This is a genomic window from Microbacterium paraoxydans (assembly GCF_900105335.1).
GTDB lineage: Bacteria > Actinomycetota > Actinomycetes > Actinomycetales > Microbacteriaceae > Microbacterium > Microbacterium paraoxydans.
This window is the reverse complement of the sequence record NZ_LT629770.1, coordinates 2,339,952-2,354,106: the sequence shown is the minus strand read 5'-3', so window position 1 is coordinate 2,354,106 and position 14,155 is coordinate 2,339,952. Positions and strand designations below refer to the sequence as shown.

At 72.8% G+C, this 14,155-nt stretch carries 13 protein-coding genes; 4 read left to right on the top strand and 9 right to left on the bottom strand.

Features of this window, described 5'->3' with window-relative positions; all coding sequences use genetic code 11:
• Positions 1–19: 19 nt before the first annotated feature.
• The 3 genes from kdpC to BLU02_RS11660 are packed head-to-tail and all read left to right on the top strand — an operon-like array spanning position 20 to position 3,851.
• The gene (gene kdpC, locus BLU02_RS11670; RefSeq protein WP_060923297.1) at positions 20–625 is read left to right on the top strand and encodes a potassium-transporting ATPase subunit KdpC; all 606 of its coding nucleotides are present in this window, start codon (positions 20–22) and stop codon (positions 623–625) included.
• Positions 622–3,183 carry an ATP-binding protein gene (locus BLU02_RS11665; protein ID WP_083370984.1) on the top strand — a complete coding sequence of 854 codons (2,562 nt, stop codon included), beginning with the start codon at positions 622–624 and terminating at the stop codon, positions 3,181–3,183. Before kdpC ends, BLU02_RS11665 begins: the two co-directional genes overlap by 4 nt.
• Positions 3,180–3,851 carry a response regulator gene (locus BLU02_RS11660; RefSeq protein WP_060922829.1) on the top strand — a complete coding sequence of 224 codons (672 nt, stop codon included), beginning with the start codon at positions 3,180–3,182 and terminating at the stop codon, positions 3,849–3,851. Before BLU02_RS11665 ends, BLU02_RS11660 begins: the two co-directional genes overlap by 4 nt.
• On the opposite strand, the gene BLU02_RS11655 is transcribed toward BLU02_RS11660, so the two are convergent.
• The gene (locus BLU02_RS11655; protein WP_060922830.1) at positions 3,848–4,663 is read right to left on the bottom strand and encodes a TspO/MBR family protein; all 816 of its coding nucleotides are present in this window, start codon (positions 4,661–4,663) and stop codon (positions 3,848–3,850) included. The genes BLU02_RS11660 and BLU02_RS11655 overlap by 4 nt on opposite strands.
• 87 nt (positions 4,664–4,750) lie before the next feature.
• On the bottom strand, positions 4,751–5,317 hold the full coding sequence (locus tag BLU02_RS11650) for a TetR/AcrR family transcriptional regulator (protein ID WP_060922831.1): 567 nt from the start codon (positions 5,315–5,317) through the stop codon (positions 4,751–4,753).
• 95 nt (positions 5,318–5,412) lie between these two features.
• Between BLU02_RS11650 and BLU02_RS11645 the strand changes: the two genes are divergently transcribed.
• On the top strand, positions 5,413–6,255 hold the full coding sequence (locus BLU02_RS11645) for an alpha/beta fold hydrolase (RefSeq protein ID WP_060922832.1): 843 nt from the start codon (positions 5,413–5,415) through the stop codon (positions 6,253–6,255).
• A 69-nt stretch (positions 6,256–6,324) separates the two neighbouring features.
• Here the strand turns inward: BLU02_RS11645 and BLU02_RS11640 are convergent, their stop codons facing one another.
• From BLU02_RS11640 to BLU02_RS11610, 7 genes are read right to left on the bottom strand one after another with little or no spacing between them, the layout of a single operon-like run.
• Positions 6,325–8,400 carry an iron ABC transporter permease gene (locus BLU02_RS11640; protein ID WP_082750112.1) on the bottom strand — a complete coding sequence of 692 codons (2,076 nt, stop codon included), beginning with the start codon at positions 8,398–8,400 and terminating at the stop codon, positions 6,325–6,327.
• Positions 8,397–9,428, bottom strand: a complete 1,032-nt coding sequence (locus tag BLU02_RS11635; protein ID WP_060922833.1) for an ABC transporter substrate-binding protein — start codon at positions 9,426–9,428, stop codon at positions 8,397–8,399. Before BLU02_RS11635 ends, BLU02_RS11640 begins: the two co-directional genes overlap by 4 nt.
• A gap of 25 nt (positions 9,429–9,453) precedes the next feature.
• The gene (locus BLU02_RS11630; protein WP_060922834.1) at positions 9,454–10,293 is read right to left on the bottom strand and encodes an ABC transporter ATP-binding protein; all 840 of its coding nucleotides are present in this window, start codon (positions 10,291–10,293) and stop codon (positions 9,454–9,456) included.
• A gap of 1 nt (position 10,294) precedes the next feature.
• Positions 10,295–11,248, bottom strand: coding sequence for a siderophore-interacting protein (locus BLU02_RS11625; protein ID WP_060922835.1), 954 nt, complete (start codon positions 11,246–11,248; stop codon positions 10,295–10,297).
• Positions 11,238–12,038 carry an ABC transporter ATP-binding protein gene (locus tag BLU02_RS11620; RefSeq protein WP_025104024.1) on the bottom strand — a complete coding sequence of 267 codons (801 nt, stop codon included), beginning with the start codon at positions 12,036–12,038 and terminating at the stop codon, positions 11,238–11,240. The genes BLU02_RS11625 and BLU02_RS11620 overlap by 11 nt, the downstream gene beginning before the upstream one ends.
• Positions 12,035–13,108, bottom strand: coding sequence for a FecCD family ABC transporter permease (locus BLU02_RS11615; RefSeq protein ID WP_060922836.1), 1,074 nt, complete (start codon positions 13,106–13,108; stop codon positions 12,035–12,037). The genes BLU02_RS11620 and BLU02_RS11615 overlap by 4 nt, the downstream gene beginning before the upstream one ends.
• Complete coding sequence (locus BLU02_RS11610; protein WP_060922837.1) at positions 13,105–14,148, bottom strand: FecCD family ABC transporter permease; 1,044 nt, start codon at positions 14,146–14,148, stop codon at positions 13,105–13,107. Before BLU02_RS11610 ends, BLU02_RS11615 begins: the two co-directional genes overlap by 4 nt.
• Positions 14,149–14,155: the final 7 nt, after the last annotated feature.

Sequence of the window (14,155 nt, the reverse complement as noted above, 5' to 3'; positions counted from 1 at the left end):
CGGGCTCGAAAGGAACGCCATGTCGTCCACCACCCGCACCACGATGCGCACCGCCGGTGTCGCCGTCCGCGCGATGCTCGTCCTCACCCTCGTCCTCGGCGTCGGGTACACGCTGCTCGTCACCGGCATCGGCCAGCTCCTCCTCCCCGCACAGGCGAACGGCTCGATGCTCCCCGGCGGCCGGGGCAGCGCGCTCATCGGCCAGTCCTTCACGGATGCCGAGGGCGAGGCCCTGCCGGAGTACTTCCAGTCCCGCCCCTCGGCGGCCGGCGACGGGTACGACGGGGCCTGGTCGGGCGGCAGCAACCTCGGGCCGGAGAATCCCGACCTCGTCGCCGAGATCGCCGCGCGGAAGGCCGAGATCGCCGCGAGGGAGGGGGTCGATCCGTCCGCGGTGCCCGCGGATGCCGTGACCGCGTCCGGCTCCGGACTCGACCCGCACATCAGCGTCGCGTACGCCCTGCTCCAGGTGCCGCGGGTGGCCGCCGCCCGCGACCTGCCGGAGGACGACGTCCGGGCGCTGGTGGAGTCTAGGATTCAAGGGCGGGACCTGGGGTTCCTCGGCGAGGAGCGCATCAACGTCGCGGAGCTGAATCTCGCACTCGACGACCGGGAGGGTGCATGAGCGCAGAGCGGCCGCTGCGCCCCGCGACGGACCGGAACCGCCGCGGGCGACTGCGCGTCCTCCTCGGCGCCGCGCCGGGCGTCGGGAAGACCTTCGAGATGCTCGCCGAGGGCCGGAGGCTCCGTGACGAGGGTCGCGACGTCGTCATCGCGATCGTCGAGACCCATGGCCGTGCGGCCACGGCCGCCCTCACCTCCGGGCTGCCCGAGGTGCCGCGCCGGGAGGACGCCCACCGCGGGGTCGTCCTCTCCGAGCTCGACCTCGACGCGGTGCTCGCCCTCGGCCCGGAGATCGCGCTCGTGGACGAGTTCGCGCACACGAACGCCCCCGGCTCGCGGAACCCCAAGCGCTGGCAGGACGTCGAGGAGCTGCTGGACGCAGGGATCGACGTCGTCACCACCGTGAACGTGCAGCACATCGAGTCGCTGAACGCGGTCGTGGAGAAGATCACCGGGATCGCCCAGCGCGAGACCATCCCGGACGCGGTGGTCCGCGCCGCCGATGAGATCGAGGTCGTCGACCTCGCGCCGCAGACGCTCCGCGACCGCCTCGCCGCGGGCCTCGTCTACCCCGCGGAGCGCATCGACGCCGCGCTCTCGCACTACTTCCGCCTCGGCAACCTCACCGCGCTGCGGGAGCTCGCGCTGCTGTGGCTCGCCGACGAGGTCGACAGCGCGCTCCGCAGCTATCGCGCCGAACAGGGCATCGCCGGAGCGTGGCAGGCACGCGAGCGGGTGGTCGTCGCCCTCACCGGCGGCCCGGAGGGCGAGACGCTGCTGCGCCGCGGGGCCCGCATCGCCGCCCGGTCCGCCGGCGGGGAGCTGCTCGCCGTGCACGTGACCGCCCAGGACGGGCTGCGCGACGAGACCCCCGGCGCCCTGGCCGCGCAGCGCTCCCTCGTCGAGTCGCTCGGCGGGAGCTACCATCAGGTGGTCGGCGACGACATCCCCGCGACGCTGGTGGAGTTCGCCCAGGGTGCCGACGCCACGCAGCTCGTGATCGGGGTCAGTCGTCGCGGCCGCCTCGCCGCCGCGCTCACCGGGCCGGGCATCGGCGCCGAGGTCATCCGCCGCTCGGGCGATATCGACGTGCACATCGTGACCCACGCCGCGGCGGGCGGCCGGCTCGCCCTCCCCCGCATCACCGGCGGTGCGCTCGGCTGGCGGCGTCAGGCGCTGGGGTTCGGCGTGGCACTGGTGTTCGGCCCGCTGCTCTCCTGGCTGATGTTCACGGTCCGTAGCCCGGAGTCGATCACGGCCGAGGTGCTCGCCTACCAGCTCCTCGTCGTGGTGGTCGCCCTCATCGGCGGCATCCGCCCCGCGGTGTTCGCGGCGGTCCTCTCCGGCATCACCCTCGACTTCCTCTTCGTCGCCCCGCTGTTCACGATCACGATCGCGCACCCCCTGCACGTGCTCGCGCTCACCCTCTACGTCATCATCGCGATCCTCGTGAGCCTCATCGTCGACCAGGCCGCCCGCCGGGCGCGGACTGCGCAGCGGGCGACCGCCGAGGCGGAGCTCCTCGCGGCCGTCGCCGGGAATGTCCTCCGCGGCGACAACGCCGTGCTCGCCCTCGTCAGCCGCACGCGGGAGGCGTTCGGGCTGAGCGGGGTGCGGCTGCTCACCCCGTCCGGGGAGGTGCTGGCGAGCGACGGCGAGCCCGTGCCGGACGGCCGCGCCACGACCATCCCGGTCGGGGTCGCGTCCGGTGGGGGACCGCGGGCCGTGCTGGAGCTCAACGGCGAGCCGATCGCCGGTCCGGAGCGCCGCCTGCTCGACGCGATCGTCGCCCAGCTCGCCGCCGCCATCGAGCACACCGATCTGCGAGCCACGGCACGGGAGGCGGAGGCTCTCGCCGAGACCGATCAGGTGCGCAGCGCCCTCCTCTCCGCCGTCAGTCACGATCTGCGGCGGCCGCTCGCCTCGGCCGTCGCGGCGATCGGCGGCCTCCGCGGCGCGCACGGCCTGTCCGCCGAAGACCGCGCGGAGCTGCTGGAGACCGCGGACGAGAGCCTCGCGACGCTCTCCACCCTCGTCACCGACCTCCTCGACGTGAGCCGGGTGGAGGCGGGGGTGCTCGCCGTCTCGGCGCAGCGGATCGACGCAGCCGGCCCCGTGCTCGCCGCCGTGGACGAGCTCGGCCTCGGCCCCGCCGACGTCGAGCTCGCGCTCGATCCCGACCTCCCGCCGCTGCACGCCGACCCGGTGCTGCTCCAGCGCGTGCTCGTGAACGTGCTCGCCAACGCCCACCGGCACGCGCCGGCGGGCAGCCGTGTGCTCGTGTCGAGCAGCCGGCTGGGCGATCGGGCGGAGATCCGGATCGTCGACCGCGGCGAGGGGATCGCCCCCGAGCGGCGCGATGCGATCTTCCAGCCGTTCCAGCGCTTCGGCGACACCGACAACACGACCGGGCTGGGGCTCGGGCTCGCCCTCTCCCGCGGATTCACCGAGGGCATGGGCGGTAGCCTGACACCGGAGGACACCCCTGGGGGCGGACTCACCATGGTCATCTCCCTGCCGCTCGCCGCAGGGACCGCCGACACGGAGGGCACGGAGTGAAGCTCCTCATCGCCGACGACGACCCCCAGATGGTGCGGGCGCTGCGGATCACCCTCGCGGCCCACGGGTACGAGGTCGTCGTGGCCGCCGATGGCGCCGCCGCGATCGCCGCCGCGGCGCAGACCCATCCCGACCTCATCATGCTCGACCTCGGCATGCCCCGGCTCGACGGCATCGAGGTGATCCAGGCCCTCCGCGGCTGGACGAGCGTGCCCATCATCGTCGTGTCGGGGCGGACGGGCTCGGCCGACAAGGTCGAGGCGCTGGACGCGGGGGCGGACGACTTCGTCACGAAGCCCTTCCAGGTGGATGAACTGCTGGCCCGGCTCCGGGCGCTCTCCCGCCGCGCGGTCGCCGCGAACGGGGAGTCCGTGGTCGCGTTCGGGGATGTCGTCGTCGACCTCGCGACGAAGACCGTGACCCGTGCCGGCACCCGTGTGCACCTCACGCCGACCGAGTGGCGGATGCTCGAGCACCTCGCACGGCACCCCGGCGCGCTCGTGACCCGGCAGGACCTCCTCAAGGAGATCTGGGGCAGCGCGCAGGTATCCGACTCCGGCTACCTCCGGCTGTACATGTCGCAGCTCCGCAAGAAGCTGGAGCAGGAGCCCTCGGCGCCGGTCCACCTGCTCACCGAGTCGGGGATGGGGTACCGGCTGGTCCTCTAACGACCGAGCGGGGCGCGGTCGCGCGTGCCGGCGAGGCGACGCCGCCGGAGGACCGCCACGACGCCGACGATGACGAGCAGGACCGCGACGATGATCGCGGTGACGGCGGTGGGCGTGCTCTCCGGCTCACCGGTAAGCCGCCCGACCGCGAGCCAGCTCAGCCCCCAGGCCGTTGCCAGCGCCGGAGCGAGGCGGCCCGTGAACCAGGCCGACGCGGCACCGATCACGAGCACGACGACGAGCACGGCGACGGCCCAAGCGTCGGGGGCGTCCGCCCCGAGGCCCGGGACGGTCTGCGTGAGCCAGGCGGCGGTGTTGGCGACGGTCGCGATCGTGACCCAGCCGAAGTGCAGGCCGTTCGCCCCGTCCGTGAGCAGGCGGTCGGCGAGGGAGCGGGCGGGGAACCGGCCGAGGAGCACGATGATGCGCGCGAGTGTCGCGAGCAGCAGCGCGATCACGAGCACGGTGAGCCACAGCGTCAGGTACCGCGCGGTCACCAGCCAGAGGCCGTTGAGGACCATGGAGAGGGCGATCCAGCCGCCGACCGCCTGCTGACGCTCGTCCTGGCGCTGCGCGGGGAGGGCCTGCCACACGGTGTAGGCGAGGAGTCCGAGGTAGATGAGCGACCAGATCGAGAACGCCGGTCCGGCGGGGGCGAGGTACGACCCCTGGGCCGAGAGCGCGCCGTTCTGCAGCTCGTCGACGGAGTCACCGCCGAACGCGCCGGCGCCGACGGCCGCGGCGATCAGCATGAACACGGCGGCGGCGATCACGAGGCTCTGGCGGGCGATGCCCTTCGTCGAAGTCTCCATGTCGGCACCCTACGCGGGGCGGGAGCAGAAGGCAGTGGCCTTGACAGTCCCCCTTCGTTTCGCTAACCAGGTTAGCGAGTGGAGGCGTCAGGCCGGAGCGAGGGCAGCGTCGATCAGGACCTCGGCGGCGCGGCGTGCGTGCACGGCGGCCTCCGGGTCGGCGCCGATCGCCGCGGTACTCTGCGCCCCCTCCGCGAGGAGAGAGAGCTGGGCGGCCAGCCCCACCGGGGCACCGGTGGCCGCGACGAGCTCCGCCATGTACTGCTGGAACGAGGCCTTGTGCGCGCGGACGATCGCGGCCACCTCGGGGCTCGTCCCCCCGAGCTCGCCGAACGCGTTGATGAAGGCGCAGCCCCGGAACCCGTCGCTGCAGAACCAGTCCTCGAGGTAGCCGTAGACCGCGAGGAGGCGGGCGCGCGGGTCGTCGCCGCTCTGTGCCACCGCCGCCGTGAGCCCCTGCTCCCATTCGGCGTGCTTCCGGGTGAGCACCGCCGCGACGATGTCGGTCTTCGCCGGGAACAGCGAGTACACGCGCCGCAGCGACACGCCGGCGGCAGCCCGCAGCTCGTCCATGCCGACCGCCGCGTAGCCCTTGCGGTAGTACAGCTCCTCCGCGGCAGAGAGGATGCGTTCGCGGGCCTCGTCTTCGGTCATGTCCAGAAGTCTACTTGACACGAGAACGAACGTTCTCTAGATTGATCACATCAGGCGAGAACGATCGTTCTCACCGGCACCGAAAGGAACACATCATGGGTTACATCACCGTCGGCACCGAGAACACCACCCCGATCGAGCTCTACTACGAAGACCAGGGCAGCGGTCAGCCCGTCGTCCTGATCCACGGCTATCCGCTCAACGGCCACAGCTGGGAGCGCCAGACCCGCGAGCTCCTCGCCCAGGGGTACCGCGTCATCACCTACGACCGCCGCGGCTTCGGCCAGTCCTCCAAGGTCGGCTCCGGCTACGACTACGACACGTTCGCGGCCGACCTGAACACGGTGCTCGAGACCCTCGACCTCCGCGACGTCGTGCTCGTGGGCTTCTCGATGGGTACCGGCGAGCTCGCCCGCTACGTCGGCCGCTACGGCCACGAGCGCATCGCGAAGCTCGCCTTCCTCGCGTCGCTCGAGCCCTTCCTCGTGCAGCGCGACGACAACCCCGAAGGCGTGCCGCAGGAGGTCTTCGACGGGATCGAGGCCGCCGCCAAGGGCGACCGCTACGCCTGGTTCACCCAGTTCTACACGGACTTCTACAACCTCGACGAGAACCTCGGCACGCGCATCAGCCAGCAGGTCGTCGACGCGAACTGGAACCTCTCCGTCACCAGCGCCCCGGTCGCCGCGTACGCCGTGGTCCCGACCTGGATCGAGGACTTCCGCGACGACGTGAAGGCCGTGGCCGCCGCCGGCAAGCCCACCCTCATCCTGCACGGCACGAAGGACAACATCCTGCCGATCGACGCGACCGCCCGCCGCTTCCGCCAGGCCGTGCCCGAGGCCGAGTATGTCGAGGTCGAGGGCGCCCCGCACGGCCTCCTCTGGACCCACGCCGACGAGGTCAACGCCGCGCTGACGCAGTTCCTGGCCCGGTAACCCCGTTCGAATCGCCTGAATGGCCCCATTTCCTCCGGGAATGGGGCCATTTGCGCGATTCGAAGCGGGTCAGCGGGAGCGCCAGAGCAGCCAGACGAAGTACGGGGCGCCGATCAGCGCGACCACGAGACCCGCCGGAAGCTGCGCGGGGGCGATCACCGTCCGGCCGATCGTGTCCGCGATGCCGACGAGCAGCCCGCCGAGGAGCACCGCCGTCGGGATCACCCGCGAGTGCCGTGCGCCCACGAGCGCCCGCGCGGCGTGCGGCGCCACGAGCCCCACGAAGCCGATGACCCCGATCGCCGTCACGCTCAGCGCCGCGAGGATCGCCGCCACCAGCAGCAGCGTCAACCGGACGGGCTCCAGCCGGATGCCGACCAGTCGCGGCGTGTCCTCATCGAGCGACAGCACGTCGAGCTCTCGGCGACCCATCACCACGAACGGCACCGCGATCACGAGGACGATCGCCAGCGGGATGACCTGCTCCCACACCCGCCCGTAGGTCGTGCCGGAGAGCCAGGTGTAGATCTTCGGGGTGTCCCACGGGTTCGACCGCAGCAGGAGGAAGGTCGTGAGCGAGACCGTGAAGTACGACACCCCGATGCCGATCAGCAGGAAACGGTCCGCGTTCAGGCCGCCCCGCCACGACAGCAGGTAGACGAGGGCGAAGGCGAGCAGCGAGCCCGCGACGGCCCCGACGATCATCCCGCCCGTCGACGACGTGATGCTCGTGATCACCAGCACCGCGCCGAGCCCGCCGCCGCCGGTGACGCCGAGGATGCCCGGGTCGGCGAGCGGGTTGCGGCTCACCCCCTGGATCACGGCGCCGGAGAGCGCGAGCGCGGCGCCGGCGACCACGGCGGCCACGATCCGCGGCGCCCGCTCGTCGAGGGCGAAGGCGATGGGAGCGGGAGCCTGCCCCTGCAGCCACAGCGCGATGTCGCCGGTGAGCAGCCAGGTGTGCCCGGCGAGCAGTCCGAGCAGCAGCACCCCGACCACGCCGAGGGCGACGAGGGCGAGGGTGATCCGGAAGCGCAGGCGGCTGCGGACGCCGAAGCGCACCCGCGGAGGCTCGCGCGTGGGCCCGGCGTCGCGGAGGCGTCGGGCCATGAGCACGAGCACGATCGCACCGAGCAGCGTCGTCGCGACGCCGGTCGGGATGAGGATCGCGGCCTCCGCGCCGATCACCGCGCGCAGGAGGGCGTCGGACAGGATGACGACGAGGGCGCCGAGGAGCCCCGCCGCGGGGATCAGCAGCACATGGCGGTTCAGGCTCGGCACCACCCGCGTCAACAGCCGCGCGAGCACCGGCGCACACAGCCCGACGAAGCCCATCGGCCCCGCGAGGGTCACCGCGACCGCCGTGAGAGTGACCGCGAGGAGGATCCCGATGGTCCTCGTCGACCGGATCGGCACGCCGAGCGACGAGGCGGTGTCGTCCCCCAGCGACAGGATGTCGAGGCGCCGTGCGAGCAGGAGCGCGAGCACCGTGACGACCACGACGACCGGTGCCGCCTGGAGGAACGCGGTGAGTCCGAGCTGCGACAGGCTCCCGCTTCCCCAGGCGAGCAGTCCCTTGGTCTCCTCGTCGAACAGGATGAGCAGCGTCGAGGTCGCGGCCTGGAAGGCGAGCGCGAGCGCGGTGCCGGCGAGGATGAGGCGGGTCGTGGACGACCCCGCCCCTCCGGCCAGCCCGAGCACGATGCCCGCGGCGACGATGCCGCCCGCGAACGCCACCGCCCCGGAGGCCCACACCGGCACGGCGATCCCGAACGCGGCGAGCGCCGTGACGGCGAGGTAGGCCCCGGCTGTCACGCCGAGCGTGTCCGGCGACGCGAGGGCGTTGCGGGCGAGGGACTGCAGCAGCATGCCGGCGACCCCGAGGGCGATGCCCACCGCGACGCCGGCGGCGAGCCGCGGCACCCGCGACCCCCAGAGGACGTCGGTGTCGGCGAACACCGCGCCGCTCGTGCCCTGGGTGAGGTGCCAGCAGGCGACCGCGACCAGCACGACGGCGAGAGCGACGAGCACGCCGACGCCCGTCCACACCCCGGGCGTGCGACCCCCCGCCCCCACGGAGACGGCGGACGGGGCGTCGGGCTCCGCGGTCGCCGTCGTGTCGTCGAGGCGGAGGGTCTCGGTCACTTCGAGAGCACCTCGAGGTAGCCGTCGATGATCTGCGAGGTCGAACGCGGGCCGCCGAAGGTCCAGATACCGGCCGGGAACGCGGTCAGGCGGTCCTCCGCCACCGCGGGGAGCGAGGTCCAGGCGGGGTTGTCGGCGAGGGCGTCGACGAAGCTCTCCGAGTCCGGGTCCGCGGTGCCGGTGTAGAACAGGTTCGCGTCGCCGACCGTCGTCATGCCCTCGACATCCGTCTGACCGAGGCCGTACACGGGGTCGACCTCGCCGGTCCAGGCGTTCGTCAGCCCGAGCTCCTCGCCCACCTCGCCGACGAGCGAGCCCTGGCCGAACGGACGCAGCGCCACGTTGCCGCCGTCGACCCAGCCGTCGAAGAACACGAAGTCGGTGGTGGCGAGGTCGCGGTCGGCGAGCTCGGCCTTCGCGGTGTCGAGGTGCTCCTGGAACTCCTCGGTGACGACGTCGGCCCGCTCCTCGCGGCCGGTGACCTGGGCGATGAGGTCGAAGGTGTTCAGCATCTTGGCGATCGGGTCCTCCGCATCGGCGCCGATCGTCGCGAGCACGGGCACGTCGTAGGCCTCGAGCTGCGCGACGATGGGGTCGTCCGCGGCGTTGACCTCGACGATCACGAGGTCGGGATCGGTGCCGAACAGCGTCTCCAGGTTCGGCTCCTGGCGGGTGCCCACGTCCACGACGCCCTCCGGCAGCTCCTCCGCGGTGACCCAGGTGCTGTACCCCTCGGCGTCGGCCACCGCGACCGGCGTCACGCACAGCGACAGCGCGTCCTCGATCTGCTGCCACTCGAGCACTGCGATGCGCTCGGCCGGCTTGTCGAGCTCGACCGTGCGGCCGAGATCGTCGGTGACGGAGACCGCCCCGGTCGAGGTGCTCGTGGTGTCGTCCGTGCAGCCCGCGCTCGTCGAGGTCGGGGCGTCGGACCCCTCGGCGGACGGCGTCTGCGTGGTGCCGCAGCCGGCGAGCGCGAGGGTGAGGGCGCCGCCGAGGGCGAGCACGGCGAGGGGGGTCTTCTTCATCGGTGGTTCCTTCAGGGGGTCGGGATCAGGAGGCAGAGGGGGCGCGGAGGCGACCGTGGTGGCGGCCGCGCGGACGCACCCGCACCAGGCCGGTCTCCTCGTCGAGGGCGGTGTCGATGCGCAGGCCGTACACGTGCGACAGGTTCTCGCCGGTGAGGACCTCGGCGGGAGCCCCCGCCGCGTGCACCCGCCCTCGGTGCATCAGCACGACGTCGTCGGCGACCGAGGCGGCGTGGTCGAGGTCGTGCAGCACGACGCCGAGCGCGGTGCCGTGGTCGTCGGCGAGCTCCCGCACCAGGTCGAGGGTCTCCACCTGGTACCGCAGGTCGAGGTGATTGGTCGGCTCGTCCAGCAGCAGCACCCCGGTGTCCTGGGCGAGTGCGGTCGCCAGCCAGACGCGCTGCAGCTCGCCGCCGGAGAGCTGGTCGACCGGACGGGCGGCCATCGCGGACAGGCCGGTGAGGGCGAGGGCGCGCGCCACGGCGGCGCGGTCGGCGTCGCTCACGCCGGAGAACCGTCCGCGGTGCGGGTGCCGGCCGTAGGCGACGACGTCGGAGACCTCGATCCCGGAGGGGTGCGGCCGGGACTGCGACAGCATCGCGACGGTCTTCGCGAACTCCTTGGCGGAGAGGGCGGCGGCGTCACGCCGCTCCGCACCGCCCACGCGCACGGTTCCGGCCTCGATGCGGTGCAGCCGTGCGAGGGCGCGGAGGACGGTCGACTTGCCGCTGCCGTTCGGTCCGATGAGCGCGGTCACCCGTCCCGGCGCGAGGCGCAGGGAGACGTCGTGCACGACCCGCGTGCGGCCGTAGCCGAGGACGAGGGATTCCCCCGCCAGGCTGCGGTGATCGATGGCCTCGGTCATCTCAGCCCCGCATCGCGACGCCGCGGCGCCAGTAGCCCATGAACGCGACCTGCGCGCGGTCGATCCCGAGGTCCTTCACGAGGTGCCGACGCAGCGTCGTCACGACACCGCTCTCCCCCGCGATCCAGAAGTAGCGGCCGGCGGCGGCGTCGGGCGCGATCTCCTCCCCCAGGCTCGAGTACTCGGGGGTCTCCCAGAGGAGGTCCTCCCCCTCGATGTCGGTGACGCGGATCTCGTCCCCGGCGTCGTCGTCGCCCAGGTGCTCGAGCACCGCGGGGATGAGGCGGAGCCCGTGCGGCTCTCCGGCGTCGCGCGGCAGCCAGTGCACGTCCACCCCGGCCGGCACGTCGATCGCGAGCACGTCCGCGGGCGACGGCACCTCGATGAACGCCGTGCCGCGGAGGTCGCGCGGGGCGTCCTCCAGGATGCGGGCGATGGCGGGGGCCGCGGTCTCATCCCCGACCAGGACCACCGAGGTCGCCGCCCCCGGGGCGTACTCCGCGCCGCCGTGTGCGACGACCCCCCGACGCGGGCCAACCAGCCACAGCTCCTGACCCACCGCGGCCGTGCTCGCCCACCGAGAGGCCGGACCGGTGAGCCCGGGCTCCAGGTGCAGCACGAAGTCGATGTCGACCTCGGTCTGGCCGTCGCCGTCGACCCGCAGGTCCCGGACGGAGTAGGTGCGCATCGAGCCGCGCTCCTCCTCCGGGACGGCCAGGTACGAACCCCACCAGTCGTGCGTCGACCGGTCGATCTCCGCGAGCACGCCGGACGCGGGTGGGAAGACGAGCTTCACCCGGCTGTCGTACACCTCCCCCGGCGTCCCCAGCTCGCTGAGCTCCTCGCCGCCGAGCGTCACCCGCACGAACGACGGGGAGACGCGGGCGACGGCGCGCACCTCGGCGCGGGTGAGGATGTAGGTCGGGCGCTCGGTCGTGGTGGATTCAGCGGACATGATGCCTTCCGATGGGGGTGACCATCGGCTTGCCGGAGACCGGGTCGATGGTGATCTGGTTGGGGAGGCCGAAGACCTCCTGCACGAGCTCGGCGGTGACGACGTCCTGGGGGGCGCCGATCGCGTGCACGCGGCCGTCCTTCATGGCGACCAGCTCGTCGGCGTAGCGCGCCGCGAGGTTGAGGTCGTGCAGCACCATGACGATCGTGGTGCCGCGCGCGACGCTGAGGTCGGTGAGGAGGTCGAGCACCTCGACCTGGTGGGCGACGTCGAGGAACGTCGTCGGCTCGTCCAGCAGCAGGATGTCGGTCTCCTGCGCGAGGGCCATCGCGATCCAGACGCGCTGCCGCTGGCCGCCGGAGAGCTCGTCCACGCTGCGGTCGGCGAGGTCGCTGATGCCGGTCGCGTCCAGGGCGTCGGCGACGACCTCGTAGTCGTGCGCGCTCCACCGCGACAGCGCCCGCTGATGGGGATGACGCCCGCGACCGACGAGGTCCGCGACGGCGATGCCCTCGGGGGCCACGGGCGACTGCGGCAGGAGGCCGAGGATGCGCGCGACCTCCTTCGTGGGCCGGGCATGGATCGACTTCCCGTCGAGCACGACCTCCCCGTCCCCCGGGGACAGCAGACGGGCGAGGGCGCGCAGCAGCGTCGACTTGCCGCAGCCGTTGGCGCCGACGATCGTGGTGATCTTCCCCGGCGCGATCTGCAGGTCGAGACCCTCGACCACGGTGCGGTCGCCGTAGGAGAGGGTGACCCCCTCGGCGGACAGGCGGTGGGCGGCGGTCACAGCGAGCCTCCGGTGCGGTTGGTGCGGATGAGCAGATAGATCAGGTGGGGCGCGCCGACGACGCCGGTGACGACGCCGACCGGGTAGCGCGCGCCGAGCGCGAACTGGGCGATGAGGTCGCCGCCGAGCACGAGCACCGCGCCGACGAGACCGCTGGGCAGCAGCAGCGTGGCGCCGGGACCGGTGAGCCGCGCGGCGATGGGTCCGGCCATGAACGCGACGAACGCGATCGGCCCGGTGGCGGCGGTCGCGAAGGCCAGGAGGGCCACGGCGCCGAGGATGAAGACGAGGCGCGTGGCGGTGACCCGCACGCCGAGCCCCGCGGCGGAGTCGTCGCCGAGCTGGAGCGTGCCCAGCGCCCGCCCCTGCGAGAGCAGCAGCGGCACGAGGATCGCGGCGGCGATCGCCATCGGCAGCACCCGCTCCCACGACGCGTTGTTGAGGCTGCCGGTGAGCCACTGCATCGCCGTCTGGATGTCCCAGTTCGCGGCCCGGGACAGCAGGTAAGAGATGACGCTCTGCAACATGGCCGCGACGCCGATCCCGATGAGGATGAGGCGGGTGCCCGCGAAGCCGCCCTTGATGGCGAGGAGGTAGATCGCCAGCGCCGTCACGAGCGCGCCGACGAGAGCGAGGAGCGAGACGGCAGCGCCGTTGAGCGAGAGCACCACGATGCCGAACACCGCGGCGGCGCCGGCCCCGTTCGAGATGCCGATGATGTCCGGCGAGGCGAGCGGGTTGCGCAGCATGGTCTGGAAGGTGACGCCCGCCATGCCGAACGCGAGGCCCGTGAGGATCGCGAGGACGGCGCGCGGCAGGCGCAGATCGCCGACGGTGAACGACGCACCGGGCACCGTCTCGCCGAGGATCACGCGGATGACCTCGTCGAGCGGGTAGAACGTGTTGCCGACCATGAGTGCCACGACGAACAGCACGATCACGACGACCCCGAGCGCGAGGGTGACCACGGCATGACGGCGGTGACGTGCCCGGCGGCCGGCGATGATGCGCGCGGTGCGGGCGGCGGCGGTCTCGTCGCCGCGGACGAGGGTGTGCTCGGTCGTGCTCACAGCTCCCGCACCTTCTGTCGGCGGACGATCCAGATGAAGAACGGCGCCCCGATGATCGCGGTGATGATGCCGACCTGGATCTCCTCGGACGACGGCGAGATCACGCGGCCGACGATGTCGCTCGCGGTGAGCAGCGCCGCGCCGGCGAGGGCCGAGAAGGGCAGCAGCCACCGGTGGTCGGTCCCCACGAGCATCCGGCACATGTGCGGGACGATGAGCCCGACGAACCCGATCGGTCCCGCGATCGCCGTGGCCGCGCCGGCGAGGATGACCGCACCGAGGGCCGACAGCATCCGGGTGCGCAGCACGTGCTCGCCGAGGCCCTTGGCCATGTCGTCGCCGAGCGCGAGGGAGTTCATCCCTCGCGCGCACAGGAAGCAGATGAGGGCGCCGACCGCGAGGACGGGCGCGGTGATCGCGATCCGCGGCCACTCCGCCCCGCCGACGCCGCCGATCTGCCACGACTGGAACGTCTGCAGCAGGTCGACCCTCGGCAGCATGACCGCGCTGATGAGCGAGGCGAACGCGGCGGAGGTCGCCGCCCCCGCGAGGGCCAGCTTGAGCGGCGTGGCTCCGCCGCGGCCGAGCGAGCCGACGGTGTACACGAAGACGGCCGCCGCGGCGGCGCCGACGATCGCGAAGGCCATCTGCCCGTAGGGGTTGCTCAGCCCGAAGAACGCGATGCCGAGGACGACCGCGAAGGAGGCGCCGTTCGAGACCCCCAGGATGCCGGGGTCGGCGACGGGGTTCCGGGTGACGGCCTGCATGGTCGCCCCGGCGAGCGCGAGGGCCGCCCCCACGAGGAGCGCGAGCACCGTGCGGGGGATGCGCTTGACGACCGCGGCCTGCGCGATCGTGTCGGTCTGGCCGGAGAGCGCCGCGAGGATGTCGTCGAGCGTGACCGCGCGCACCCCGAACGACACCGAGAGCACGACGAGCACGAGGATCACTCCGACCCCGGCGAGCAGCCAGAGGGTGCGCACCACCGTCGGACGCCGCAGGGTGGCGGCGTCCGACGCGAGGACGGGTGCTGAGATCACGACGACT